The sequence below is a fragment of the Natrinema gelatinilyticum genome (assembly GCF_024266705.1).
Lineage (GTDB): Archaea > Halobacteriota > Halobacteria > Halobacteriales > Natrialbaceae > Natrinema > Natrinema gelatinilyticum.
In genome coordinates this window covers 126,691-152,058 of the sequence record NZ_CP100757.1, presented here as the reverse complement: position 1 = coordinate 152,058, position 25,368 = coordinate 126,691, and the positions used below count along the sequence as shown (strand labels likewise).

The following is a 25,368-nucleotide window of genomic DNA, read 5'->3' as shown; positions in this document are numbered from 1 at the left end:
ATTTCTAATCGGAAACAAACGAGGAGTCTCATCCACCCAAGTCGCGGTAGGCTGTTCGCCCTCCCCGATAGACGATTATCGCTGCGAGGACGAACGCAGTCCCGAAAAGAATCGTGATACTGAGGTAGTGGAGGATTCGGATATCATAGGCGTGGCTGATCGTCTTACTCGCTACTGCGATGCTGTCGAGGAGTAGCATCACAGCAAAGTAGCTCATCAGTGCGCTTTCGTCGACAATATCAGTCAATCGAGATCCGACAAAGGATCCAAAGACACTCCCACCGAGCAGTGGGAGTACGACCGAGAAATGGACGGCTCCTTCCTGAAAGTAGCGAACCGATCCGAACGCGCTCGACCCTGCGATTTGAAAGATATCGGTGCCGACGGCTATCGTTTTCGCGATTCCTACTCCATAGACGAGACTGGGGACCATCAGGAAGCCACCTCCAACCCCGAGGAATCCAGACAGAGTTCCGATAGCGACACCGACGAAGAGGATGAGCCAAACGGACACCTGCACACCAGGATGCACCTTGATTGCCGGTGGGAATTGGGTAAGGGGAAACTGCTCGAAAGCTGGTTGACCGCGTCGTTCACCGGAAATCGCGGTGAGGTCAGTGTGAACTCGACGGAGAATGAGGACACCAACTACTGCCAACAGAACAACGTAGGCAATGCTAATGACGAGATCCGATATCCCTCTCCTGGCGAGCCAGAACAGCACTCGCCTGCCGGCCTCAATGCCAACTGCCATCCCGACGATGAGAAGCGTTCCGAGAGTGTAGTTGATGTGTCCAGCTGACCGGTGGGTAACCGCCGCAGCGATGGACGTTCCGAAGACAAATACGAGACCAGAGCCAACAGCAGCTTCGGTGGGGTGCCCGAGCACGAGGAGTGCAGGGGTGACGAAGAAGCTCCCACCCAGTCCGAAGAAGCCGAAGAGAATGCCGACTAGAAATCCAAACCCAACAAAGAATAACGCTTCTGACTCGATAACTACCATTGGTTTTACTTACCTCTAATAGATCCAGAATAGGTCGCTTAAAAGGGCTCGATTCATCTGCAGATCGCAACTATAGAAACACGAATGCTGCGCCATCATTAGTGTAGGTACGGGCTGGAACCTGAAATAGGATGCAGCTGCCAACGAAGCTTGGGCGACTCGAGACGGATCGTAGTCCGCCTGTTGGGGAGACAGAATTGGAGGAGAAGAGCATGGCGTTCGTCTACGAATGTTCTGGTTTCTCTCAGGCATGGGCGGTGTACCCAGTGTCCTCAACAGCCTGTACGAGTGCCGTGACGTCAGCGTCACCATCTACATTCGCTTACTCCACCTCACGATCGGCGGTTGCATCGGTCACGCCGGATACGTACAACCCAGCCGAGGCGGGTCTCACAGACCTCTACGACGCCATCAAGGACGCTGGCTATTCGCCCGTCCGCGAGGACGCTGAGACCGAAGATGGGCCGGGAGGTGAGGCCCAAGAGGCTGCCAGACAAGAGGAGATCGGACGACAATTGCGGTTGACCTTGTTCGGAGCAGCGCTTTCAGCCCCCTGCTGTTCTTCCTCGTCGAGAAGTTCCTGCTCGGCGGTAGCGTTCTTCCGGAGACGGCCTCCGGCATCGAATTCGGTTGGGACGAGTTCCTATTGGCGACGCCCGTCCAGCTGGTGCTCGGCTGGCCATTCCACAAGAACTCCTATAAGGCGCTCGTCAAGAGCGGCCGTGCCAACATGGACGTGCTCATCGCGCTGGGGTCGACCACCGCGTACGTCTACTCCGTCGCAGTATTGCTCGAGGTGATCGCCGGGGGACTGTACTTCGATACGGCAGTGCTCATCCTCGTGTCCATCACGCTCGGGAATGACCTTGAGGCGAGGCCCGTTCGAAGGGGTAAGCCGACGAGGCGCTTCGGAAACTGCTGGAGATGGAGGCCGAGACGGTTACCGTCATCGACGAAGAGGGTAACGAGGAAGAAATTCCTCTCGAAGATGTCGAGGTTGGTGACCAGATGAAGGTCCGACCCGGCGAACAAATTCCAACCGACGGCGTCGTCGTCGATGGGCAGAGCGCTGTCGACGAGCCGATGGTCACCGGCGAGTCTGACCCAGTCGAGAAGAGCGATGATGACGAGGTGGTCGGCTCCACGATCAATGAGAACGGCGTGCTCGTCGTCGAAGCGACGAAGATCGGGAAAAACACTGTCCTCCAGCAGATCATCCAGGCCGTCAAGGAAGCGCAGTCTCGCCGGCCTGACATCCAGAACCTCGCCGACCGCATCTCGGCGTCTTCGTGCCCGCGGTCATCGTGAACGCCCTCTTCTGGGGCGTCATCTGGTACTTCTTCCCCGGCACCCTCGCCGAATTCGTCGAGTTGCTCCCGCTGTGGGGGCTCGTCGCGGGCGGCCCCGTCGTCGCCGGCGCGATGGCGTTCTCCAGCGTGTCAGTGCTGTCGAACAGCCTGCTGTTCCGGCGGTACATCCCTGATCACGACTACGAACTGCTCGGATGACTCCACTGGCCACCATCCGTGTTCGGTTAAGACAAGAAACCGAGAGACTGCGCTCGATTGACGAAGCTATCGTTGTAGACCGCGTGGGGAGAGAATGTGTTCAATACGCTCTCCCCGGACCTCATACGACGGCGGCTGACTTCCCTGTTTCCAGCCGAACGTATCGAAGACATCGCGCGAGAGCGCGATGTCGTCCAACGCCACCGGACAATCGACATCACGATGCTCGTCTGGACGCTCATCATGGGCTTCGCCGTCGACGGCGAAGCCCGCACGATCGCCGGATTTCAGCGGGCCTACTCCGCAGCGACTAACCAGACTGTTGCTCGCTCCAGTTTCTATGACCGGTTCACACCAGCACTTGGTGCCCTGTTGAGCGACCTCCTCGAGCACGCTCTCGAGGAGGTCGCGGTTCCCCACACGATCGCACCACAGTTCGAGTTATTTCGTGATGTGCTGATCGCCGATGCAACCGTTTTTCGGTTGCATCGGCTCCTTAGCGAGTTTCCAGCGACTCACTCGGATCAGTCCGGCGCGAAGCTTCACCTCGTCCATAACGCTACTACTCAGAGCCTCGAACAGTTCCAGCTCACCGACGAACGCACCCAAGAGAGCAGCCAGCTCCGCACAGGGAGCTGGCTGCGAGACCGGTTGTTACTGTTCGATCTCGGGTTCTACAGTTTCCGCCGGTTCGCGTTGATCGAGGAAAATGGCGGGTTCTTTTTGACGCGGCTGAAGTCAAACGCGAACCCGTTGATCGTCGGGGAGCGGCGGAAATGGCGCGGGCGCGCCATTTCCTTGCCAGGCCGTCGCCTCCAGGACGTTCTGGGCGACCTCACACGCGAGATCGTAGACGTGACTGTGGAGATCACATTCAAGCGACGGCCGTACGCAGGGAAACAGTCAACCGACACGATGGAGTTTCGCGTCGTCGGTGTCCGCAACGAGGACACCGACGACTACCATCTGTACGTTACGAACCTGCCCGATGAGTTCACTCCGAGGCAAGTTGCGGCGCTGTATGGGTTGCGGTGGGAAGTGGAATTGCTATTCCGGGAGTTAAAATCGCTGTATGGGCTGGAGAAGTTCCAGACAAGCGATCCAGCAATCGTGGAACTGCTGGTTGTGGCGGCTCTGCTGACGCTCGTGGTCAGCAGAGCCTTGCTCGGTATATTTCAGGAGCTGTTTCCTGAGACGGTGTTCCCTCGGGAACGCTGGGCGAGGACCTTCAGGTCTCTCGCCCAGCTCATCCTCGAAGAGTTGGCCCAGTCGTTCGGGCATCCACCGCCGAACCTGCCGGAGTTGCTGTTTCGTGACGCTCGTCAACCAGAGAAATCACGCCTCTTACTTAGTGAACGAGTGGCTGAAGCCTACACGAGGTGATCCAGTGTTTAACCGAACACCAATGCACTGGCCACAGCTTCCTCGTTCGTTGTTGATCTGCCCCAAGTGGCTACGAACGGTGCTCGAGATCAGCCAAGAAAGTATCCCGTCCACGGGTACCGTTCGATGAGTGGTTCGCCGCGGATTTCGTACTGTTCGATATACGCGTCCAGGCCGAGTATTCGGCCTGCCCCGAACGCGGCGACAGAGAGGAACACGAGCATGTACGCAAAATCTCCGTTGATGTAGCCGTGCGAAACGTCCCAGTTCCCGAAATAAAACAGAAGCATCATGAACGCCCCCCAGAACGCGGCGAGGCGAGTGAGTACACCGAATAGTAGTCCAAGCCCGATGAACACTTCCCCCCACGGGACAGCGACGTTCACGAAGTTGACGAACCATGGCGTGTTCCCTATTGCGACGAACAGATCTGCGAGTGGACTTCCGCTGTTCGGGACGGCTCCAGTCAAATACCCTCCGGCACTGAATTTTCCGGAGAGGACTTTGTCGAGGCCGCTTTGGAAGAAGGCGATGCCCATCATCAATCGAAGTGCCAAGATGAACCAGACACTCAACGTGTGGAGTTTTCCGGTCGCGGTGAAGCCCCAGATGGTGCTCTCCAGCGTTACCTCGTGTGATGCCATATTGTAGAATAGTTCACGAGTATATATTAAGAAGTCACCTTGGCGAGTGATGTCTGGGAACGATAGAACCGTCCTGCAACCGATCGAATGGCTTCGGTGAACGGTTCTAGGGGATTGTCGTCCGTCGTACCGTCAGCGGTCGATCCGAATATCGTGCCGAGTTGTGATGAGTGTCCCGTCCGGTTTCGATTGAAGGAACAGCCGGTATCGCCCGGGCGTAGGAAACTGCGCGCCGAATTCGACACGCCCGCTGTCGGGACTCGTCTCTTTGGGGTGGACGTGCAGATAGGCGAGATCGCCTTCACGGAGCGTAACGAGATGGCCGAGCGCTCCCAGATACGGGTCTAGACGCGACACGGGCTCACCATCACGACTGATTTCGAACGCTAGCTCAACCGGCTCACCGGCGAGGACCTCGTTGGTCTGGAGGTCAACGACGTATCCATCTGCCGTCGCACGTCGTGACGTATCTGAGCGCGGGGCAACCTCCATTTCTCCCGAGACGAAGAGGTCAAATCCAAGTGTCGTCGGTCGACCGTCGACTACGAGGTCGATGAACGCTCGGTAAACACCGGGATCAGGGAGGGAGAACGCCTCAACACGCCACGTTCCATCGGCGTCAAGCGTCGGATGGAGATGCTGGAATCGAGTCAGGTCGCGACGAACGACGATCAAGTGGCCACGCTGCCCGTGAGCCTCGTCGAACTCGGTCACGATGTTGCCATTCGACGTGACGACCTGGAAGCTCCAGTTGAGCGGGTCACCTGGAGTAAGGCGCGTGTCCGTCGGGACGAAGCGGAGTCCATCTGCGTCGACCGAGAGTCCGCCCAATGTAGCGTGTCCACTAGGATTATATCCCTCAGGTGGACTGTGGCTCCCGTGTTCGGAGTGATTCGCCATAGACTAGCAATGGGTTGCTACGGATTTACCGATTGCTTCGATCTGGCGTTGAAAATCGTCTTCTCTGTCGATCCATCGATCAGCTTCCGGTTCACAATCGGGAGATCGACCTATTAGTGGCAATTACGACGTCGGCGTGGTAGCGTCGGATTCGAGCCGCTCTTTGAAGAAGACGAGTTCCTTGTTGGTGTGGTCGTAAAGCTTCGCCTTCCCGTCGAGGAAAGTGGTGAACAACCACTTCAGGAAACGACCACGACGGTTGTTCGGGAAATCCATCCAGACGGCGTGTGACATCCGGGTTCCATCCTCGGTCTCTTCGAGCCGAATGGTGCCGCCCTCGGGAATTCGAACTGTGACGAGGCCGCGAAGGAAAGGATAGTACGCCATCCCCGTCCAAACCGCCACGTTCGGATAATCGATGTAGGAGAACCGACCGTGCAGGTCGGCGTATATGCCGGCGACCTCTTCGTGCTGGTGAAACGTCGCGCCCTCGCGTGGGCGATTGTCAGGCGTGTCGTACTCGAGCCCGTAGTGTTCCTCGGGATTCGACGCCGTCCAGTGGACTGGGTCGGTCACGTACTCCCAGATTTCCTCGGGAGTGGCTTCGATGACGATTTTGGCTTTGTCGGTGACGTACATGGGTGTCTCCGTCTCCCCTAGCGCGCGAAGACGTTGTACAGCCACGCGAAGGGGTACGCGAGGACGAAGCTGATCACCGCTGCCTCGACCATACCCGCAACGGTCCCGACGACGGTCGGCTCGAAGAACAGATGCCACTGTTCCATCATCTCGACCGCGCCCTCATAGACACCGATCGCACCGAACACGCTGAGTAGGAGCATTACGACCGCGGAGACCACAGCCGCCGCTCCGGCGAGTGCCAGTGCATCGAGGTACATCACACGACTAGCCGAGTCCATCTCGTACACGTCTTGGTTTGTGGTAGAAGTACTCATGGTTAGAGATACGCTCGACTCATTTAATCGACTTTCTCTTACTATTCGAAAGCAGGGTCATTTCGACTGATGCGCGGGAATCGAGTGGAATAAGGACGACACGACATCCGTGTCTGTGTTCCCCTTTTCTCAGATGAGTTAGCAACGATCAACAACGGGAACCAGTGACCGTCAGAGATCGATATCCAGAGGTACGGTCTCCGAAGAATAGTCCATAGTCGAGAATCGACTGTATCTTGGAATCTACAGTGAAGAGTGGAAACGGCCTTAAATTTTTAAGAGCAACTAACAAAATAGATGGCTGCGATAGTCTAGATATGCAAGCGGCCCTCGCCGACGGAATTTTCGAGGCCCTACGGATTGGTGTCGGCTTCCTCTGGACCGCCGCGTGGGCGATTATCATGGGCCTGGTGATCACGAGCCTCGTCCAGGTCTACGTTTCGAAAGAGCGGATGGCCCAGGTCCTCGGAGAGGAGAATCTGAGTGGACTCACGAAGGCAACGGTGTTCGGAGCCGCCAGTAGCGGCTGTAGCTTCGGGGCCGTCGCTATCGGGAAGGGGTTGTTCAAGAAAGGTGCGCACGCCGTGAACGTCCTTGCATTCATGTTCGCCTCGACGAATCTCATCGTCGAACTCGGCTTGATGATTCTGATTCTGCTCGGCTGGGAATTCCTCGTTGCAGAACTTCTCGGCGGTGTCGTCCTCATCGCCGTAATGGCACTCCTCGTCCATCTGACCCTCCCCGAGAACCTCTTCGATGAGGTTCGACAGGAACTGAATCAGCACGACCACGAGCACGGTATCACCGAGGATCCGACCTGCGGGATGGAGGGCAAAGACGAATATTCACTCACGACCGACGGCGGCGAAACGCTGAAATTCTGCTCAGCAGGTTGCATGGAGACTTACCAGCAGGAGGTCGCACGTAGCGGCGTGTGGCGCGACGAGCTCCTGTCATGGGGCGGCTGGTACAAACTCGGCAACCAGTACCGGAAGGAGTGGTCGATGATCTGGAAAGACGTCGTTGCGGGCTTTCTCGTCTCGGGGTTCGTCATCGTCTTTGTCCCGCAGCGGGTTTGGAACGCGCTATTCCTCCAAGGGGAAGGACTGTTGGTGAGCGCAGAAAACGCCGTCATGGGCGTGGCAATCGCGGTCATCAGCTTCGTCGGAAGCATGGGAAACGTCCCGTTTGCCGTCGCCCTCTGGGGTGGTGGGATTAGCTTTGCGGGCGTCATCGCGTTCGTCTACGCCGACCTCATCACGATTCCTGTGCTGAATGTCTATCGCAAGTACTACGGCTGGAAAGTGATGCTATACATTCTCGGCATCTTCTTCGTGACGATGGCGTTCACGGGCTTTCTCATGGAAGAATTGTTCAACGCGCTCGACATCATACCGAACCTCGCTGGCGGGCAGACAGCGTCCGAACAGACGTACTTCGAACTCAACTACACGTTCTATCTCAACGTGATTGCGTTCGCACTCTCCGGATTCCTCATCTATGTCTACCGCCGAGGATTAGGTGCACCCGGCCAGTACCGCGACCCAGTCTGTGGGATGCGCACCGACGATAGCGGCCCGAGCGTCACCCACGACGGTGAGACGTACTACTTCTGTTCGAACCGATGTAAGCGGTCGTTCGAGGCAAATCCGATCGCGTTCTCAGATAAACAGCCGCAGACCTCCGAAAGAGGGGCATCCGAGAGCCACGACCACTAATTGTCTCCCGTCACACCGAATCGACAAAAGACTCCGGTCGGAACGTCACGTAATGTGAACTACCCCGCCCTACTCGTCGCCTTCGGCGACTCCTTGAGGGCGGGGCTTCCTGCTTCGACGACGCGACGTGCAGATACTTCAGAAGTATCCACAGCGGTCGCAGTCTCCACAGGCGTTGCTTCGGAGTGAACCACTCCTAGGTTCTCCAGACCACGCGACTGGATATTCAACGCCGCGTTCCAATCCCTGTCTAATTCGAACCCACACGACGGGCAGGAATGTTCCCGAACCCACACCGGTTTCGCCGTCTCCACGCCACACGATGCACACTCTTTTGTCGTGCCACTCGGTTCGACTTCGATAACGTGACACTCGTTCTTCTGACCGTGATGTTTCAGAATCGAAATGAAGTCACGCCAGCCGACTTCGGCCTTGTTCCGCGCGTTGCCACTGCCTTCAAGCAGTGACGTCACGTTCAGGTCTTCGACGAACACGGCATCGTGCTCGGTCGTGTAATAGTGTGCGAGTTTGTGTTTATAATCTCGCTTCTTGTTCGACATGCGAGCATGGACCGTCGCGACTCGCCGCCGTTGCGTCTCCCAGTTGTTCGACTCGTATTGCTTGCGAGAAAGCGAACGCTGCTCGCGCTCGAGGCGCTCACGCTCCGCAGACAGGTCAAGACGTCCGACGGAGCGTCCGTCCGAATCGTGGACGAAGGTGAGAACGCCAAGGTCGATTCCGACGGTATCCTCCGCGTCGATGTCTGCTGGGTCTGGTTGCTCTGGTTCCTCAGTGGCGATACAGAACGAGGCGTACCACGCTCCTGTGGGTTCTTTCTTCACCGCGACTTCTTTGATAGCATCGTGGTCGGGAAGGTCGCGGTGAAGTCGAAGTGGGATTTCAAGGGTTTCGCCGCGTACTTTTGTGAGTCGGAGTATCGCTCGGTCTCTCGGGCCACTCTTCGTGTCGAGTTCGAAGCCCGATTGCCGGTACGTAAAACTCCGGTACTCACGCGGTGACTTCCAGTTCAACGAGCCAACATCGTAGCCCTTGGCTTTGAGTGTGCCGAGGTTGGTGATGTTGGTGCGGATACGCTCGACAGCTTTCTGCAAGACGGTGGAGTAGACCTGTTTGAGGTCAGTCCACTGTTGTTTGAGTTGTGGCAGTTCGTCGCGGACGTGCCAGACACGCTGTCGAAGCGTCCCCTCGTCTTCTGGTATCTTGTTGAATTCGTGGAGGGCGTGGTTGTAGAGTTGTCGCACGGTGTCACGAGTCCAGTCGAGACTCTCCCGTTGGGTGGTGGTGGGAAAGAGTCGGTATCGTGGACTGTACTTCATGCGACTTATTCTCTACTAGTGTTTGTGTTTAGTTAACTGTTCTGGCTAGAGTAAGTCGGCGCTCGTGCGGACGCTGTATCCCCGCCCTACTCGCTCGCGGCTAACGCCGTTCGCTCCTCGAGGACGGGGGCTTAGCGCCCTCTCTTTCAGCTAACCCGTTCTGCTGATTGACACAATGTGTAGAATGAAGGTTTGTACCGAAACTATTGTAGTGAGTGCTGATTGCTGTTGCCCGACAAATATAGAGTCTAGCAACTAGTCATTACCCTTTCAGGTAACGGCCCCCCCAGGTGGTTGCCTTTCCCCAGCGGCCAGAGCGCATACATTCCAGTTCGACGATCTGGGAGTTGTCCACAAACAGGTTGATCTCAGAGCTGAAGTTCTTGATGTCTCACTCGAACATCTCGGGGCCCGGCGCCTCGAACACTAGATTCTCGATTCCGGTTCGTTCGCGACTTGGTAGGCGACGTCGGTTCGTCGCTCAGTCACCTCCTCAGTGATGCCCTCGGCCTCGATCATCAGTAACTCGGCGCCGGCATCTAAGTGGCGACGGCTCTCCTCAATGGTCTGCAAGGAGTCCTGTTGACCCTGCTCCTCGAGAACCTCGGGGTCGGTAGCGCCACCTGCTCAGAACTGGACGTTGATCTCCGGTTTCGGATCGAGTTCGTAGTCACTCGCCACGACTTCAGTCATCCGTACCATGTCGTCGGTCCCAATTGCGAGGAATCCGCTCGAAAGCTCTACAACATCGAATCCGAGCCTGTCGTGAACTGGGCACTGCCCGGCACCGGTGCGGACGGGCCGCCGGCCGATGAATGATACAGCACCGACGAGGCGATGAACGCCCTCCACGACGTTGGATTGGCGAGCGAACACGAGGCCGCCCGACCAGAGACGGTCCTGCTGATTGCAATGCTCGAGTGACGGTCCGGCAGCCTGCTCGAACGCGGTTTTCGGCCGGGCCGAGGCTGCGTTTCTCAGACGTCAATCGAGGCTGCCATGAACTGAAATGCCCGTCATTTTTCACTGCAGTTGTGGGCGATTCTGTGATGGCCGACAACAATCGAACCGTCCCGCGCCGACAGGTGGTTCGCATCGGCGGCGCGACGCTGGTCGGAATTTCGGGACTCGCGAGCGGAATCGGATCGGCGACCCTTGAGCGGCCTGCACAGGAGGACGACGGCGCCACGCAGGAGGAAACGCTGGTCGCCTCGAGCGAGGAGGTCGACATCGGAGCGGACGAGAGCGTCGAGACGTGGCTGTACGAGGAGCAGTTCCCCGGGCCGGAACTTCGCGTAAGCGAGGGAGAAACGCTTCGCGTCTCGCTCGAGAACGGGTTGCCCGAGGAGACGACGATTCACTGGCATGGCGTTCCCGCGCCGAATCCGATGGACGGCGTTCCGGACGTCACGCAAGAACCCGTCTCGTCGGAGGAGACGTTCGAGTATGAGTACGAGGCGTCACCGGCGGGGACGTACGTCTATCACAGCCACGTCGGGTTGCAACTCGACAGGGGGCTCTACGGACCACTGATCGTTGAGGAGGAGTCGCCGAACGTCGAGTACGACCGTGAGTACACGCTGCAGCTCGACGATCACCTCGGGGAAGAGCCGACACTCGACTCGATCGAAGCTCCGCCGAGCGGGAGTGATGAAATGGGCCCCGGCGGGGGACCGGACGGAGACGGAAATAGGACGGATCCCGGCGATGGCGACAGAGGGGGCGGCGGTCGCAGACCAGGTAACGGAATGGGTCATGGTGGTGACAGCGATGAAATGGATCCCGGCGACGGTGGGTCTGACGGCGACCGCAGACCTGGCGATGGGATGGGACCCGGTGACGGCATGGGACCGGGAAGTCAGATGATGAGTCAGCGACCGCCGTACGAGGGACTGCTCGTCAACGGCCGCCTTCCATCGGATCCACCGGTGTTCGAGGTTGAGGAGGGCGAGCGCGTTCGACTGCGGTTCATCAACCCGAGCAGCGCCACTACCTATCGCGTCGGCGTCGGCGGCCACTCGCTGACGGTCACGCATGCTGACGGTCGTCCGGTCGAACCCGTCGATGTGGACTCGTTCGTGATGAGCATGGGCGAGCGCTACGACGCAATCCTTGAGGCCGACTCCCCCGGCGAGTGGGCTGTCGTCGCAGAACCCGTCGTCGGCGAAGAGGACCCCGCGGAGGCGAGACTGCGGTATGAAGACGCGTCCGGGGACGAGTCCGACGAAGGGCCGCAGTTCGACGGCAATGAACTCGAGTATGAGGATCTCGAGACGCTTGAACCGCTGGCTCTCGACGGGGAGCCGGATCGAACGTTCGACCTCACGTTGTCGGGCGGGATGATGAGAGGTGCCGATTCTGACGCATGGACCATCAACGGCGAAATATATCCCGACGCTGACCCGTTCGAAATCAGTGAGGGCGACCACGTCCGCGTACGGATGGTAAACCGCAGCCCGGCAATCCACCCGATGCACCTCCACGGTCACTTCTTTCAGGTCGGCGATGCGATCAAGGACACTGTTCTCGTCGCGCCTCACGGCGACCAGGTGACGTTCGACTTCCTGGCGGACAACCCCGGCGACTGGCTGTTCCACTGCCACAATGTCTACCACCTTGAGCGGGGGATGGCTCGCGTGTTCGAATACGACTGACCGGCACCGCCACGATCAGGAGTACAGTTACCGGACCACGATCACGTCGTAGACCGTCTGTCGAGGACTATCTATCGCAGGCAGACGTCTCGCGGTGGATGAGCTACCAGTCACCTGGCCCTCAAGTCGGGGACGCTGAACGTGAACGGCGAGTACACGCCTACCGAGTTACTCGGGGAGAACGGGAATTCACTGACAAGCCTCGGGGCGTGACCCCGAGGCGGTTGACCTCGAATTCTGTCGAACTCTGTATCGCGATACCGGGTATCGTACCAGGCGACCTCGATTTTTGCATCGACCAATCACAACTGGTACAGTGATGTCTTGCTTACTCTCAGGTATGAACAAGTACTCCGGTGAAGTGCCTCGGGGTCAAGCCCCGCGGCATTCGCCTCGTACCGCTTGTAAATCGAGGTGGAATGGATGAATCGACGGCAAGTCGATGCAGTAGTCGGGTTCCTCGTCGCTGCCATCGTTATCATCGGTGGAGCGCTCAGCTGGCAAGCGTACCAGCAGCAGCGGGCCTTCGACCAGATGGGATCGATGATGGGGACATCGATGGGAGCTGTCCACGGGACGAATCCGCTCTGGTACGTCCTCGGGACACTGCTCGTCACCGCTATCGTCGGTGGACTATATTTTGCCGTCCGTGACGATCTCTCAGTAGCTGATGTAAGTGACCAACCACTGAACGAGTCACCAAGCGCGGCCAACATGGAGGTCAACGGCTCGCCGGAAGGTGACGTTCAATCGGATGGCGCGCTGGATCCGGAAGAACAGCCTCGAGCCCGTGTCCTTGATCTCTTGCCGGACGATGAACGCCGGATTCTCGAACCAGTCCTCTCCTCGCCTGGAATCACACAGATCGAACTTCGGGATCGCTCGGACTTTTCGAAGAGCAAGGTGAGCCAAACAGTTAGCGCCCTCGAGAAGCGCGGTTTACTGTACCGCGAGCGTCAAGGACGGACGTATCGCATCTATCCGAGCGACGACTTGCAGCAGAATCAGGCACACTAGCAATTGTTACCGCAGATCTCGAGCTGCTGGGTCGCACCGACAATGATGACCGCGAAGACGCTCGTGCAGTTGACGAACGACCCCATGAGACCCTCCTCACGAGTGAAATAGAGAAGCAGAATGAAGACGAACGGCAGCTCGAAGGAGAGCACGACCTGCGTGAGGTCCTCAACCTTCTCAGGCTCGACCGCGAAGCGTTTGTCGAGCAGTTGACCGAGAACGCTCCGGAAAAGCCCCGAACTGCGAGATAGTTATCGCCATCAACACCAGCAAAGAGCCATCGACGATGAGGGCGAGGCACCGGAACCCCCTCCCCGAACTGGTGACAGCTGGATGTGGTTAGAGCTCCGGAATCGCCGTGAACAGGAGAATGAACGCGTTCACGGTCAGCAGCGCCAGCACGACCCACTGGAAGATCCGCTCGGGGATGTTATCGAAGATGTAGACGCCGACCCACGCACCGAGGAACACCATCGGGATCGCGATGGCGGCCTCAATTATTAGCGGCGTCGTGACTGCTCCTGTGTACGTGAGGCTCCCGAGACGATACAGCATGAGCGTCCCGAAGAACGCGGTAAACGTAGCCTTCATCTCTTCGTCGCTCCAGAACCCGCTTGCAGACATGAACGCTCCGTAGACGATCATCGGCGGACCGGGGACGGCGACGGCACCGCCGAAAATCCCCGCGAGGAGACCAGCCGTCGCGCCAACTATCTTCCCTGGTCTGTAGTCCTTGTCCTCGATCCAGTCCGTGACGGTATCGAGTTGCTGGGTCGCGCCGACGATGATGACCGCTAGCACGAGAACTGCGCCGATGGCGACGCGCATCTGTGCTTTGTTGAACTGGCTGAACACGTAGATGCCAAGCGGCATCCCGACGACGAGGCCGCCGACAGGGACGATCCACTTCTCCCAGTCGAACGCGTCGCGGACGCTCCACCAGACGCGGGCGTTACTCACGACCGCCGTCGCCGTGAAGATGATCGAGGCGCTCGAAGGCGACCGGAACAGCGGCATCAGACCCATCGACACCTGCGCGAAGCCGAACCCGGCAATCCCGTGAACGACGGACGCGACGAGGATGACGACCCCGGACAGCCCCGTCGTTACCCAGTTACTCGTCATCGGTACCGCCTCCACGAGCGAGTCAGTGTTCGCATCTGTCCAACCAAGACTATGGCTTCCTGACTTAGGCGAATTCTCCCTAAGAAGCGTAAGGCCAATTCCCCCTCACATTTCGCACCCACCGCTAGAACGCGCGATGAATTTGTTTTGAAAGCTATACTCGACAATTCTCACAGTCTAATCAGACATATGGCAGATCTGGGACTCGTAACTAGTCTTGCACGGCATTTCGAATTTCAATCACAATTCATGAACAGCCAGAGGTCGTATCTGCAGTCGCGCCACGATGAACGGGAACGAGACACCCGTCAGCGAGTGGCAATCTCTCAGCGGCAATCTGACCAGTGACGGCGCGGGCGACCCAGACATCATCTTCGCGCACGTAAGCGACCTCCATGGGCAGCTCACGCCACGCTACCAGGTATACTACGAGAACCCGACGTCGAAACCGAACTTCGAGTTCAGAGACGACGACTGTGTCATCAAGCACGGGGGCGGTATTCCGCTCCTCGCAGCCAAACTCGACGAACTCCGAACGGACCACGACATCTGTACTCTGGTGAGCGACGACACGTTCCATGGCTCCGCCGTGACGACCTACACCGACAGTCGGGCGATGCTCGATCCCATCAACGAGTACATCGACCCCGACGTCTACGTCCCAGGGAATTGGGATTACTCGAATGAGGCTGACGAGGACGGCAATTTCGTGGAACTGATGGACGAACTCGACGCCCATGTCCTCGCGAACAACCTCTACGACTGGGAGACCGACGACCGACTGTACAACGCCTACGAACGCCTCGAGGTCGGCGGTCTCTCCGTGGGCGTCGTCGGGATGACGAACGTCTACGTCGACCGAATGGCACCCGCGTTCTACGAGGGGAAATACCGCTTCGGCAAACGCCCCGCGTTACTCGAAGAGTCAGCGCGTGCCGCCCATGAAGACGGCGCGGATGTCGTGGTCGCCGTTACCGAGATCGGCCTCCCGTGGATGGAACAGGCCGCCAAGGACTGCCCGAGCGTCGACGTGATGTTCAGCGCGCACACCCCGAATACACATACGACTCTATCGTCTCGAGGAGACCGAGACGGTGGTCGTCGAGTCGGGGATGGGCGAGGCACTCGGCCGTGTCGACCTCCGCGTGCTCGACGGTGACGTGCAGTTCCGACACCACCTCTACTGTCTCACCGAGGACGGCGAGCACACGTCGGAACCGGACGCCGATGCACAGAAGTCGGTCGAGGCCGTTCGCGAGCCGTTCTTTGCTGACTACCCCTGGTTCGAGCGGGGAGCCGGAACGCTCGACTGACCCCTCGATACGATCGTCGGGGAGACGAAAACGCCGCTCTACCCGCAGTCGTTCTTCGAGAGTGCGTGGAACACGCTGTTCAACGACGCATTCCGGACGCACTTCGACACCGACCTCGCCGTCTCGCACGGATTATGGTACGTGACCGCCATCCCGCCTGGCGAGATCACGCTCGGCCAGCTGTACACGTTCTTCCCGATGGCGACGCCGCGGGCGATGGGCGTCGCGTACAGCCAGCAACTCACGAGCCACATGGAGGAGTTCCTCGAGGACAACTTCACCCCGTCCTACGACCAGGAAGACGGTCGAGTCCAGAACTCTTCGAACGGCGAGGCACCTCCACGGCCACCTCTTCCAGGTTGCGAACGCTATCAAAGACACCATCATGGTCCCTGGACATAGAGGGCAGGTACCATTAAATTTCCACGCGGGTAATCCCGGCCGATGGTTGTTCCACTGTCATACCCTGTACCATCTCGACGTAGGGATGGCACGCGTCGTGAAATACGTCGAGTGACCGGGTTGAAACCCCGGTTCGGGACTATTCACACCGTCGTGTGGTCTTAGTCCTGTCACGGGAGAGAAAGGGTTGAGCGCCAACCTGCCGAATTCAAGCCAAATGAACGGTCCTTTCTCTGAAAAACGATTAGATCGCTCTATAAACGTTCTCGGACGTTCTCCTGGGCGAGTTCACACCCATCGTGATAACTTCCGGGCCGTCATACGAGTAACCGAGGAGAAGAACAATGACCAACTTCAAACTCGGCCGCTGGCTGCTCGTGGCGCTCGCAATCGTCGGATTCGCGGTCGCCGCCCCCGTGGTTAGCGCACACGGCACCGAAACGGCCGCTGACGATGTGCCTCCGTTCGACGGGACCGCCGACGATTGGGCGGACTGGATGGGGACGCACATGACCGAGCACATGGGCCCTGATGGCGTCGACTGGATGGAGGACCACACGGGTGTGACCGTCGGCGAGATGGCTCAGGACATGACCCACGACAACTACAACGGCGGAATTGGCGGGCAGGGCCACTGCTGACGGCCCCTAACCGTTTCGATCGCTTCAATCAAACACCCCACTCACCAAACCACGACAATGACACAACTCACCGCTCATATCGGACGCACTGTTCGTCAACTCGCGATACTCGCTGTCCCGCTGCTGGTCGCGACGACTGGCACGGCTGCTGCCCACGGTGGCAGGAGTTCCGGCGGCATGATGGGCGGCGGCTGGGGGCTCTTCGGCGGCGTAATGGGTCTCTGGGGGCTCCTCTGGATGGGGCTACTGCTCGCGATCCCGCTCTATCTAATCTTCGCGCTCGCGAGGCGTCGAGGAGGAAAAACCGACGAACGGCCGCTGTCGGTCCTTCGAGAACGCTATGCACGCGGAGAACTCTCTGACGAGGAATTCGAACGGCGGCGTGAACAGCTGGAACGTGCCGGATGACCTCACCGATCCATCTTTTAACACAGATGAGATATGTTATTCTGTAACGGCTATCCTGGATCCCCACAATTAAGTCCTCCAGCAGTGTATTATGTTGTGTGAGCTATACAATACAAACGTCCGTATCCGGTGAGTTCGATCAGGTGGTTGAGACCACGACCGACGCGCTCAAAGACGAGGGATTCGGCATCCTTTGCGACATCGACGTGCAGGCGACGCTCGAGGAGAAACTCGGTGAAGAGTTTCGACAGTACCGCATCCTCGGTGCGTGCAATCCGGCGCTCGCACACGAGGGGCTGAACGAAGAGATTGAACTCGGCGCACTCCTCCCGTGTAACGTAATCGTCTACGAAACTAACGATGGCGAAGTTGTGGTAAGTGCAGTCGATCCGCAACAGCTCGTCGGCATCACGGATAACTCCGAACTTGACTCAATCTCCGAGGAAGTTGCTGACCGATTCGAGCGGGTACTCGAAAACCTGTGAACTAACCGTCGACATCTCGGCGTCGGTTCCTCCAGCTACTAGGCGGAGGAGGTGCGAGTGCACTTGCAGGGTGTCGGGGAGTAACGGGCTAAAGCCCACCGACGGATCGCAGCCTATCACACCACGTCCGACCGTCTCTGCCCCTGCAGACATGTCAACGACTGTCACCGTAGCGCCCGTCCAAATCCAGCCAGGTCCGAATACATCTGCCCAAAATTGGCTGTACAACGGTAATTTCCCGGGACTGAACTTCGAGTCAAAGAAGGAGACGTACTCGAGGCCACAGTCAGAAACAACGTTTCCGAGGAGATCTGCAGACTGTGGATTCAATCCTTACGCTGATATCCTTGTGGGCCGTTGACGCCCGGTATGTAGACACGACTGAGTTCCGTGCACCTCCAATTGGAGTTTGATTGAAGCTACCATACATACACCCAGCCGGTGACTAGAACCTATGACCGAAACGGGGGAGAACGAGTTCATGGCCGACGACTGGGCGACGCTCCAGCGGCTCCTGTACCGAGACTCGTGGAACGAGGACCTCGGACGCCATCGGTCGCCGTACGTGTTCCGCGGCATGACCAACACTGACCATACCCTCCGGACGTCGCTCCAGCGGTTCGTTGGCGATTCGAACAAGTGGGACCTCGAGGTCCACCTGCTCCGGAACTTCCGGCAGTATGCACGCCAGGAAATCGACCAGCCTGAGTCGCCGTTCCACCTCATGGCGCTCGGACAGCACCATGGGCTTCCGACGCGACTCCTCGATTGGACCTATTCGCCGGCGGTCGCCGCGTACTTCGCGACGGGCGGTTCACCTGACACCGACGGAGTCGTCTGGGCGGTCGATTACGAAGCGGCACACGAACGGCTGCCCGATTACTTCGAAGAGCTCCTCGATGAGTTGGGAACGAACATGTTTAACGCCACAATGCTCTACGACCTCATGACGCGGGTTATCGAGCAGACGAGAGAGAACAACAGACAGTTGGCCGACCGACGCACGCTTCCGATGCTCGATGTTAGAGACGTCCTCGAGGAGTTCTCCAAACAGCGAGGTGAGGACTACATCGTCTTCTTCCAGCCACCGTCGATCGATCAGCGCATCGTCAATCAGGCCGCGCTCTTCTCCAGTATGGCCAATCCCCGAACCTCGATGGATGAGTGGCTCGAAGACCATCCAGAACTCTTTTGGAAGATTGTTATTCCCGCCGAGCGCAAACGGGAGTTCCGCGATAAACTGGACCAGGCGAACATTAATCACCGCACCCTGTTCCCCGGCCTCGACGGAATCGCGATGTGGCTCAAGGAGTACTACAGACCGAGCAACTCACAGTGACCGCACGGAGAAAAGGGTAGACAGAACTGCTGTCACGGCTGAAAGCCAACGAATCAGTGTCGCCCGTGACGGTGTTTCCCGCGACGATGGCACTTTTGGCGGTGACGGGGAGTCTGTTTCATAGTTCCCTGCTCGACCCGTTGGGCCTCGTTTGCGGGTTCGGCATCAACGTCACTTCGGTTTTCGACGTCTGCTATCGTCTCGTTCTCCAGTAACGTCTCTAATCGACGTTCGAACTCCGCGTCATCGATTTCACCGACGGCATACTGCTGTTTGAGCGTGTCCAGGGCTGCTTCCCGATCAACCGAAGTATCCGAACTCGATCTGTAACCCTCGGTCCGATTTTCTGATTCGTGGCCGATGAGGGCCCATGCCATCCCGCCTACAATGAGGAATGCCAGGGGAAGCCGGTACCAGCCGATATTCGGGGATACAAGGAGGAAGCCACCCCCAAACACAACCAGACCAACGATCCAAGGACTACCTATCCTAGTGCCCGGTATTGTATGTTCCATACAATAATAGTTGTGGCCTCTCCACCAAAAAAGACATGGTGTGCTTAGGCGCTCGTTGCGGTCGGACCTGTCAATTAGAAATTGCAGTGCGCTGTATAGCCAGACCTGGTAAATAGATAGTTACGTCACCATGTCCACGGCCATCTTCTCGGGATTCATCCCTTTCTTGACGCTGAAGTGGATGAGCAGGAGATTGGCCGGATACGCCGCGACGGGCCCGACACGACGATGGTCGTGATCAATCTCAATACCGAGCGCGCCGACGCGTACGAACTCGAAGACGGTGAGCCGACAGTCGCGGACGCAAACCCCGAGTACCCAGCGAATGGCGACGTCGGCGAGGTCGTCGCTCGAGTCCACGGTCGTGATGGTGACGAAGAGGTGAATCATGAAAGCGACCGCCGAGACTATGACCATGGATGGGGTCAGAGGCAAGCAAACTCAGTACGTCTGCGCACTCGACGGTCGCGCCTTGACACACTATCTCGCTGTGCTTGAAAAACAGGGTCGCGTTCGGGGTTGCCGGGATCTATACCTTGTCGTCTCCAAAAGCGGTCGCGAGTACCTCGATGAGATGTGACTCGAGGCCTGCGAGTGTCCCGTTCACGTATATTGCGATCGTCGGTACACACACATATCCTCCAAGTAGGCGGCGCTCGTGGAAGCCCAGAGGACCAGCGGTGCAAGCAATAATCAGAGTCGGACGAATCCGTTCGCGTAGTTCGCCCACCCGTTTCGACGAACGAGCACGGCCGCGGCGAGTACTATCAGAAGCGCCCCGCTGGCAATGTCGCTGACGGTCATCTCGACGCTCTCGTACCCGAAGGTGAACAGGTTCGCGATGAGCCAGAGACCGAGGATGACAATGGGATACTGCGGTCACAGCTCCATCGTCGGGTGCTTGAGCATCATGGTCCCCGGCTCTTGGGTCTCGTACCCCTGACCGGCCATCCCGCCCGACGAAGCGCCGTCGTGTTCACTCATAGGGTTTTGACCGATAGTTTCTCTTCGGTTGCACAGGCCAAAGTATATCCGGCGCCCGCGGACTCGCAAAGACGATATCGGGGCTCCTTGGCCCGCTGTTCGTCCTGCTGTGATAGCCTGAGAGAGGGAGGTCCGAACCTCGCGTATCGGGAAGCATGGTCGGACGTATATGCTGATCGAGAGACCGGATCGGGTGGGTCCCTACACTTTTCCACTTCGCTGTCGTACTGTCCGAGTGATGTCGAACGAGCGCTCTGTCGTCGACCTTCGAGTGGGACGAATAGCGCGAAAGGACGTGGTAAGCGTAACCAGTGACACAACTGTGAGTGAGGTCGCACAGACGATGACCGACGAAAACGTGGGTGACGTAGTCGTCACCGATGATGACGAGATCGTCGGGATAGTCACTGATCGTGATCTCTCGATGCGCCTCCTGACGGACGAATACGGGACGAACGTCCTCAGTGGGGAGTCAGGAGTAGACCTCACCGCAGGTGACGTGATGAGCGAGGACCCCCTGACGATCGAGTCTCAGGCACGCGTCCCGCGGTTACTCCACCACATGAACCAAGCGAGCGTGCGGCGAGTTCCGGTCGTGGACGACGGGAAGGTGGTCGGGATCATCACGTTCGACGACCTCGTCGTACACTTAGCGGGTGAGAGCGCACATGTGGCCGCACAACTCGAAAGCCTCGCCGACGTCGTTCACGCTGAATCGCCAGCGTCCAACTAACCCGTTTGCCCCCTCTTGACGAAGATACCTAAGCCGCGATAGCACTGAACAGTGATGCCGTATTAAGTGTGGACGGGATAATCGGTCTCCTCGACCGCAATTGCTGAAACGGTATCAGCTGACTAGGCACCGAATGTGGATTTCAGTTCGACGCTAACAGCAGCCCGTCAATATCCGATACGAAGAGGAAGACTAGGAGCACAGCGATTTATGCCGTTAGCTAGCGTACCGTCTACGAACGATGGTTCGGTGCTACATCTGCAACTCCCAGTGTGAAGGCGACGACGAGGTGTTCGTCTGCGAGCACTGCGGCATCAGCTGTCACCGCCACTGTATGGAACAATACGAGACAGACGTCTGTCCTAAGTGTGTAGGCGAACCGATGATCGGGGCAATCGAATTCTAGCGTCGCCATCCCACACCTGTACTGCTGACAGGCAGGAATCGAATTTCTGGATGTTCGGCTGGCGAAATACGTTTTTGAGTCGTGCCCGTAATGCAGGTATGTCTACGACCGTCAAACTCCCCGACGCCGACGAGACCTGTGCGTACTGCAGGTCGCGCATCTTCGATCACGACCCGATCTGTGTGCGCGATTGCACCGACGACTGTGGGACACCCACGTACTTCTGCAACTACGCGTGCCTCACGACCTACGTGGACGAAAACAGCCTGGCAATAGGCGACGCGTGCGAGTGGTCACCTGACGACCCCGACTGCTGCTGAGTGGACTTAGCTCAGTGGATACACAGCGCAATGTCCCGTTCGCTCCCTCTCCGCTCTCAGCAAGCACTGGATCGAGACTGGTAGCCGACCAAATTTATCGAGACAGCTGACGAACGTTCCTAGTGGTTCACCATGTCGACAGCGCGCACGTCCGACGGCTTGCTCCGCATCGTCCTGATCGTCCTCGCAGTGATCGTCCTGTTCCCACTGTTGATGATGGTCTTCGCGATGCCGATGATGGGCATGATGGGGTGGTGGTGGGGAGGGGGCACGGCTGGCGGCCTCTCACCCCTATGGGGGATCGGGATGATGCTCGTTTGGCTTGTGATCCTCGTGGGCATCGGCTACCTCCTCTATCGTGGTCTCGTCGGCGGTGTCAGGTCATCGATGACCGGCGATAGGGCACTTGAAGAGCTCCGCATAGCGTACGCTCGTGGTGATCTCTCCGAGAAAGAGTTCGAGGACCGGCGTGCGAAACTCAGTCGCGAGGAGTCGCAGTAGGTCACGAACATGTCCCTGATAGTACAGCGGCGAGAATTTCTGACAGCACTTGGAGCCGGTATCGCAAGTCTCTCGGGATGCGTCGGAAATCTCCCGGGCAGTGGCGACGGCGTCGACAGGACGATCTACGTCGGAGCCTACCACTGGGGCTTCGTCATGTTCGACGACTTGGGCGAGGAACAGGAGCGTATCAGCCTGCAACGTAACGATATTCTTCGGGTCGTTTCGTTCAATACCGGTGCGAGTCAAGCCGTGCAATCCCTCCCGGCGTCGATCCAGGAGGCCCTCCCCGGCCATGAAGCGCTCGAAGAGCGAAACGAGGAGCGTATCCCTCCCCCTGCCGACGGTGACTTCCACGAACTGCTGGAGGAGGCGAACGAGCAGTATCCCGACCACAGCCTCGCGATTATGCCTTCCGGACAAGACCACATGGGCGGTGGGATGATGATGCACTCGGTCGCGCTCCCTCGAAGTGCCACCAGACCTGCCGTTCGTCAACTCGGTGCGACACGCCGTGACGATTACACACTGAGCTGCCTGACCGACTGCGGCTACGGCCACCCCTACATGGAGGTCGACGACGGCATCGTCGTCACGTGAGCATTCGTCGCTTGCCACGAACTGCCGGTCAACTGCTTCCAGCACTATGGTCGGACGAGCGATGAGCCCCCTAACTGTCTCGCTTGCTCGATTCAGAATGGCACTCGTGATTCACTCAGATCGAGTCGGTCAGGGAGCGTGACTGGTTCTGCGGCTGTGAGTTGCGTCATCGACGTGACCCCGGTGTCGTGGAAACGCTCCTCGTACGTTGAACCGATCCCGTCGAGCGTTTGCAGCAACCGATCCTAGTCGACCATGGCCGACTCCTCAGTCTGTGTTACCGACCACTCACAGAACCACGTCGCAACGCGGGGCCACAACTCCGCGTGAGCCTTCCCTGAGACGGCCATCCCAACGTGGGCCGGTCAAGAACTCATAGATGTCGGTGTCCTCACTCGGAATAACGTCAGTAAAGGGCTTGTTCGCGTCCGGCGGGATGAGATGGTCGAACGAGCCGATGATCTGTAACACCAGTATAGTGAGATTCTCAATGTCGACGGGATGACCATCCAGTACGAGTTCGTCCCTGTACAATGGATTCTTCTGGTAGATGTCCTTGATGAACTGCGTATCCCGCGGTGTTGAGTGTTAGTCTCTGGTTTGAGACCGCCGAGGACGCGGGTGTGATCGTCGAGACAGACGGGCCGACGATGACCCTAATGGTTTGTATCACGAGTTATCGGCTTCATCCCCGACCACGGTGGGTCGGGGTATTCGCCTCGCTAACCAGTATAAAGAACCGTAGCCTCACTCTTCGTCAGCTGATTGCTGAGCGATGTCCTGGACCCGACGCTCGTGGTCTGTAGAAAGCCCTGTTTGCTGGGCGCTCTCGAGTTGGGAATCAACCACTGCATCCTGTTGCAGACCCCATACCTCGGGTGGTTGTTCTTTCATATATTCGACCCACTGGCGGACGGCCGTGAACCGCTCTTCTGTGATCCGATCGTGTTTGGCCGCCAGGTCCCCCTATTTCTGTGAATTGGTCATTGGTTTGGGCTGACGTCGGTGGCGTCGAGATCGGGTTCGTCGAACTTGAGCGCGTCTGCGACAGTGGCTGGAAGTTCCGGGCGCGGTGCCGCTTCGTGGCGTTCAATCTTCTCCGTTTTGCGAGTGTTCTCGTAGAGAGCGCGAGCGACTGGGAGACCACGCAGATACTTGTAGTCGTGGAGGATCTCAATGCCTCGCTCGGTAAAGCCGTAGAACTGCGATGGAAGATCACGCTTTCCGTGACTCGGTTCGTATGTGTACCGTGGGACGGTCCCCGCTTCGATCAGCGTCTCAAGTCGGTCTTTGATCGCTGCCTGGTTCTCTCCAGTCATATACTCGAACTCCGCGAGCGACATAAGATGAGTGGGATGGCCAAGAAACTCCTGAACAGTAAGGTAACGCGTATCCTGGGACAGCAACGTGAACAGTCGTTGCTGTTCCGCGAACGGCCCCGAATCGGGTATTCCAGTACAATTCTCGTTCATGGGGGGTCGTACTTGCTCAACCCAGATCGATATGCGGAATCGCCACGACATCGAATAGCTGGTAGTGACTATCGTACGTTGCGATGTGATTGACGCCCAGTTCGTTCATGTGACACGTTATGACGAAGTCCGTGAAGGAGGCGTCGTTGTTGTCCCACTCAACGAATCTCTCGCGTGCCTGCTTGAATGCGCCGTCAGAAACACGCTCGAAGCGAAACAGACCGCTTTCATCGACCGCTCTGAATAACAGTTCAGCATATCGAAGCGAAGCGCGTTTTTTCAGACGAGTTGCGGCTTCGTCGAGGGCGTGCTCGTTGACAATGAACTGACGATAGGGGAGATCCCCCTCACGTGCGAACTCAGCGATCGCTCGTGATGTATCATGGAGTTCATCGTTCGGGTTGAAAAACGCGAACAGGAACTTTGGACCGAGGAATACACGATGTGTGAGTCGTGCCGGTTCGAAATGATCTACGGGAACTGATCCAACAGCGGTGTCAATCGAACGACCCATTCATTCCTCGCTGCTGGACGAATCCGAGAACTGGATATCAACCGTTTCCCCACTCCACTCTTCGATCAGGTCTTCTTCTGTCGCAGCATTCGTGTGTGGGATGTCAGGCTCTGATTCTTGGTCGAGTTGCTCGAGAATCTCGAACAACGGGTCATCTGGGTCGACTTGTTCTTGTTTCTCCATCCAGACTTCGGTTGCTTCACGCAATGCCGCAGTCAGTGAGAGCCCCTTCTCTTGAGCAAGCGATTTGAAGTGTCGGTATTCTTCCTTCGACAATTCAGTCTGGACGTATGTTGACTCACTCATCGACTATCACCCTATTCATGAATTAGTTGTGGGTCATGGTCCATAAGCCTATTCATGATACCTTTGAAGCATTGTCGTACTGAAGCACCCAGCATGGTTCGGAAGTCCGGAGGTCTTCCGCCATCACGAAACGGGGCCCCGCCCCGAATAAACTCATAAAGAAGTCTTAGTGTTATTGCGCGGA

The 25,368-nt window shown here is 57.8% G+C and carries 28 protein-coding genes and 4 pseudogenes; 16 read left to right on the top strand and 16 right to left on the bottom strand.

Features of this window, described 5'->3' with window-relative positions; all coding sequences use genetic code 11:
* Nucleotides 1–28: 28 nt before the first annotated feature.
* The gene (locus tag NJU76_RS18810) at nucleotides 29–1,003 is read right to left on the bottom strand and encodes a sulfite exporter TauE/SafE family protein (protein WP_254524951.1); all 975 of its coding nucleotides are present in this window, start codon (nucleotides 1,001–1,003) and stop codon (nucleotides 29–31) included.
* A 365-nt stretch (nucleotides 1,004–1,368) separates the two neighbouring features.
* On the opposite strand from NJU76_RS18810, the pseudogene NJU76_RS18800 reads away from it, so the two are divergent.
* Nucleotides 1,369–2,421: pseudogene (locus NJU76_RS18800) on the top strand (heavy metal translocating P-type ATPase); the annotation flags it as partial.
* A 186-nt stretch (nucleotides 2,422–2,607) separates the two neighbouring features.
* Nucleotides 2,608–3,894 carry an IS4 family transposase gene (locus NJU76_RS18795; protein WP_254529671.1) on the top strand — a complete coding sequence of 429 codons (1,287 nt, stop codon included), beginning with the start codon at nucleotides 2,608–2,610 and terminating at the stop codon, nucleotides 3,892–3,894.
* A gap of 89 nt (nucleotides 3,895–3,983) precedes the next feature.
* Here the strand turns inward: NJU76_RS18795 and NJU76_RS18790 are convergent, their stop codons facing one another.
* From NJU76_RS18790 to NJU76_RS18775, 4 genes are all read right to left on the bottom strand, one after another.
* Nucleotides 3,984–4,538 carry a DoxX family protein gene (locus NJU76_RS18790; protein ID WP_254533365.1) on the bottom strand — a complete coding sequence of 185 codons (555 nt, stop codon included), beginning with the start codon at nucleotides 4,536–4,538 and terminating at the stop codon, nucleotides 3,984–3,986.
* 132 nt (nucleotides 4,539–4,670) lie between these two features.
* Nucleotides 4,671–5,369: a FixH family protein gene (locus tag NJU76_RS18785; RefSeq protein WP_254533364.1), complete on the bottom strand. Its 699-nt coding sequence runs from the start codon at nucleotides 5,367–5,369 to the stop codon at nucleotides 4,671–4,673.
* Nucleotides 5,370–5,561: 192 nt separating this feature from the next.
* Complete coding sequence (locus NJU76_RS18780) at nucleotides 5,562–6,077, bottom strand: SRPBCC family protein (protein ID WP_254533363.1); 516 nt, start codon at nucleotides 6,075–6,077, stop codon at nucleotides 5,562–5,564.
* A gap of 17 nt (nucleotides 6,078–6,094) precedes the next feature.
* Nucleotides 6,095–6,394: a hypothetical protein gene (locus NJU76_RS18775; protein WP_254533362.1), complete on the bottom strand. Its 300-nt coding sequence runs from the start codon at nucleotides 6,392–6,394 to the stop codon at nucleotides 6,095–6,097.
* 317 nt (nucleotides 6,395–6,711) lie between these two features.
* Here NJU76_RS18775 and NJU76_RS18770 point away from each other — a divergent pair, with 317 nt between their 5' ends.
* Nucleotides 6,712–8,112: a permease gene (locus NJU76_RS18770; protein ID WP_254533361.1), complete on the top strand. Its 1,401-nt coding sequence runs from the start codon at nucleotides 6,712–6,714 to the stop codon at nucleotides 8,110–8,112.
* Between the two features lie 59 nt (nucleotides 8,113–8,171).
* On the opposite strand, the gene NJU76_RS18765 is transcribed toward NJU76_RS18770, so the two are convergent.
* Both NJU76_RS18765 and NJU76_RS18760 read right to left on the bottom strand, forming a co-directional pair.
* Nucleotides 8,172–9,449 (bottom strand): RNA-guided endonuclease InsQ/TnpB family protein, encoded by a 1,278-nt coding sequence (locus NJU76_RS18765; protein ID WP_254533360.1) that lies wholly within the window; start codon nucleotides 9,447–9,449, stop codon nucleotides 8,172–8,174.
* Between the two features lie 262 nt (nucleotides 9,450–9,711).
* Nucleotides 9,712–10,211, bottom strand: a pseudogene (locus tag NJU76_RS18760) (phosphosulfolactate synthase); the annotation flags it as partial.
* A gap of 287 nt (nucleotides 10,212–10,498) precedes the next feature.
* Here NJU76_RS18760 and NJU76_RS18750 point away from each other — a divergent pair.
* Together NJU76_RS18750 and NJU76_RS18745 are read left to right on the top strand one after the other, a co-directional pair.
* Nucleotides 10,499–12,103 carry a multicopper oxidase family protein gene (locus tag NJU76_RS18750; protein WP_254533359.1) on the top strand — a complete coding sequence of 535 codons (1,605 nt, stop codon included), beginning with the start codon at nucleotides 10,499–10,501 and terminating at the stop codon, nucleotides 12,101–12,103.
* A gap of 423 nt (nucleotides 12,104–12,526) precedes the next feature.
* Nucleotides 12,527–13,120, top strand: a complete 594-nt coding sequence (locus NJU76_RS18745) for a helix-turn-helix transcriptional regulator (RefSeq protein WP_254533358.1) — start codon at nucleotides 12,527–12,529, stop codon at nucleotides 13,118–13,120.
* On the opposite strand, the gene NJU76_RS26750 is transcribed toward NJU76_RS18745, so the two are convergent.
* Nucleotides 13,117–13,272 (bottom strand): hypothetical protein, encoded by a 156-nt coding sequence (locus tag NJU76_RS26750; RefSeq protein ID WP_340681251.1) that lies wholly within the window; start codon nucleotides 13,270–13,272, stop codon nucleotides 13,117–13,119. The genes NJU76_RS18745 and NJU76_RS26750 overlap by 4 nt on opposite strands.
* A gap of 187 nt (nucleotides 13,273–13,459) precedes the next feature.
* Entirely contained in the window at nucleotides 13,460–14,245 is a 786-nt protein-coding gene (locus NJU76_RS18735) for a sulfite exporter TauE/SafE family protein (protein ID WP_254533357.1), read from the bottom strand.
* Between the two features lie 286 nt (nucleotides 14,246–14,531).
* On the opposite strand from NJU76_RS18735, the pseudogene NJU76_RS27085 reads away from it, so the two are divergent.
* The 7 genes and pseudogenes from NJU76_RS27085 to NJU76_RS18695 all read left to right on the top strand — a co-directional run.
* Nucleotides 14,532–15,906, top strand: a pseudogene (locus tag NJU76_RS27085) (metallophosphoesterase); the annotation flags it as partial.
* A 37-nt stretch (nucleotides 15,907–15,943) separates the two neighbouring features.
* A complete protein-coding gene (locus NJU76_RS18715) occupies nucleotides 15,944–16,075 on the top strand; it encodes a multicopper oxidase domain-containing protein (protein WP_254524943.1) in 132 nt (43 codons plus the stop codon).
* 229 nt (nucleotides 16,076–16,304) lie between these two features.
* Complete coding sequence (locus NJU76_RS18710; RefSeq protein ID WP_254533354.1) at nucleotides 16,305–16,601, top strand: hypothetical protein; 297 nt, start codon at nucleotides 16,305–16,307, stop codon at nucleotides 16,599–16,601.
* 57 nt (nucleotides 16,602–16,658) lie between these two features.
* Nucleotides 16,659–17,009 (top strand): SHOCT domain-containing protein, encoded by a 351-nt coding sequence (locus NJU76_RS18705; RefSeq protein ID WP_254533353.1) that lies wholly within the window; start codon nucleotides 16,659–16,661, stop codon nucleotides 17,007–17,009.
* A 98-nt stretch (nucleotides 17,010–17,107) separates the two neighbouring features.
* The gene (locus tag NJU76_RS18700; RefSeq protein ID WP_254533352.1) at nucleotides 17,108–17,494 is read left to right on the top strand and encodes a DUF302 domain-containing protein; all 387 of its coding nucleotides are present in this window, start codon (nucleotides 17,108–17,110) and stop codon (nucleotides 17,492–17,494) included.
* Nucleotides 17,495–17,508: 14 nt separating this feature from the next.
* A pseudogene (locus NJU76_RS27080) lies at nucleotides 17,509–17,586 on the top strand (twin-arginine translocation signal domain-containing protein); the annotation flags it as partial.
* A 362-nt stretch (nucleotides 17,587–17,948) separates the two neighbouring features.
* Nucleotides 17,949–18,833 carry an FRG domain-containing protein gene (locus NJU76_RS18695; protein WP_254533351.1) on the top strand — a complete coding sequence of 295 codons (885 nt, stop codon included), beginning with the start codon at nucleotides 17,949–17,951 and terminating at the stop codon, nucleotides 18,831–18,833.
* A gap of 53 nt (nucleotides 18,834–18,886) precedes the next feature.
* On the opposite strand, the gene NJU76_RS18690 is transcribed toward NJU76_RS18695, so the two are convergent.
* On the bottom strand, nucleotides 18,887–19,210 hold the full coding sequence (locus tag NJU76_RS18690) for an SHOCT domain-containing protein (protein ID WP_254533350.1): 324 nt from the start codon (nucleotides 19,208–19,210) through the stop codon (nucleotides 18,887–18,889).
* Nucleotides 19,211–19,468: 258 nt separating this feature from the next.
* A complete protein-coding gene (locus tag NJU76_RS18685; RefSeq protein WP_254533349.1) occupies nucleotides 19,469–19,765 on the bottom strand; it encodes a hypothetical protein in 297 nt (98 codons plus the stop codon).
* 805 nt (nucleotides 19,766–20,570) lie between these two features.
* On the opposite strand from NJU76_RS18685, the gene NJU76_RS18680 reads away from it, so the two are divergent.
* The 4 genes from NJU76_RS18680 (at nucleotide 20,571) to NJU76_RS18665 (ending at nucleotide 22,892) form a co-directional block, all read left to right on the top strand.
* On the top strand, nucleotides 20,571–21,065 hold the full coding sequence (locus NJU76_RS18680; protein WP_254533348.1) for a CBS domain-containing protein: 495 nt from the start codon (nucleotides 20,571–20,573) through the stop codon (nucleotides 21,063–21,065).
* 504 nt (nucleotides 21,066–21,569) lie between these two features.
* On the top strand, nucleotides 21,570–21,791 hold the full coding sequence (locus NJU76_RS18675) for a hypothetical protein (protein ID WP_254533347.1): 222 nt from the start codon (nucleotides 21,570–21,572) through the stop codon (nucleotides 21,789–21,791).
* Nucleotides 21,792–21,923: 132 nt separating this feature from the next.
* A complete protein-coding gene (locus NJU76_RS18670) occupies nucleotides 21,924–22,292 on the top strand; it encodes an SHOCT domain-containing protein (protein ID WP_254533346.1) in 369 nt (122 codons plus the stop codon).
* Between the two features lie 9 nt (nucleotides 22,293–22,301).
* A complete protein-coding gene (locus NJU76_RS18665; protein WP_254533345.1) occupies nucleotides 22,302–22,892 on the top strand; it encodes a hypothetical protein in 591 nt (196 codons plus the stop codon).
* 288 nt (nucleotides 22,893–23,180) lie between these two features.
* On the opposite strand, the gene NJU76_RS18660 is transcribed toward NJU76_RS18665, so the two are convergent.
* The 5 genes from NJU76_RS18660 to NJU76_RS18640 all read right to left on the bottom strand — a co-directional run bounded on the left by NJU76_RS18660 (nucleotide 23,181) and on the right by NJU76_RS18640 (nucleotide 25,184).
* Nucleotides 23,181–23,426 carry a hypothetical protein gene (locus tag NJU76_RS18660; RefSeq protein ID WP_254533344.1) on the bottom strand — a complete coding sequence of 82 codons (246 nt, stop codon included), beginning with the start codon at nucleotides 23,424–23,426 and terminating at the stop codon, nucleotides 23,181–23,183.
* 213 nt (nucleotides 23,427–23,639) lie between these two features.
* Nucleotides 23,640–23,852 carry a DUF8150 family protein gene (locus tag NJU76_RS18655; protein WP_486642026.1) on the bottom strand — a complete coding sequence of 71 codons (213 nt, stop codon included), beginning with the start codon at nucleotides 23,850–23,852 and terminating at the stop codon, nucleotides 23,640–23,642.
* 23 nt (nucleotides 23,853–23,875) lie between these two features.
* The gene (locus tag NJU76_RS18650) at nucleotides 23,876–24,364 is read right to left on the bottom strand and encodes an ArsR family transcriptional regulator (protein WP_254533342.1); all 489 of its coding nucleotides are present in this window, start codon (nucleotides 24,362–24,364) and stop codon (nucleotides 23,876–23,878) included.
* A gap of 16 nt (nucleotides 24,365–24,380) precedes the next feature.
* A complete protein-coding gene (locus NJU76_RS18645; protein ID WP_254533341.1) occupies nucleotides 24,381–24,878 on the bottom strand; it encodes a type II toxin-antitoxin system VapC family toxin in 498 nt (165 codons plus the stop codon).
* Nucleotides 24,879–25,184, bottom strand: coding sequence for a hypothetical protein (locus tag NJU76_RS18640; RefSeq protein WP_254533340.1), 306 nt, complete (start codon nucleotides 25,182–25,184; stop codon nucleotides 24,879–24,881).
* Nucleotides 25,185–25,368 lie beyond the last annotated feature (184 nt).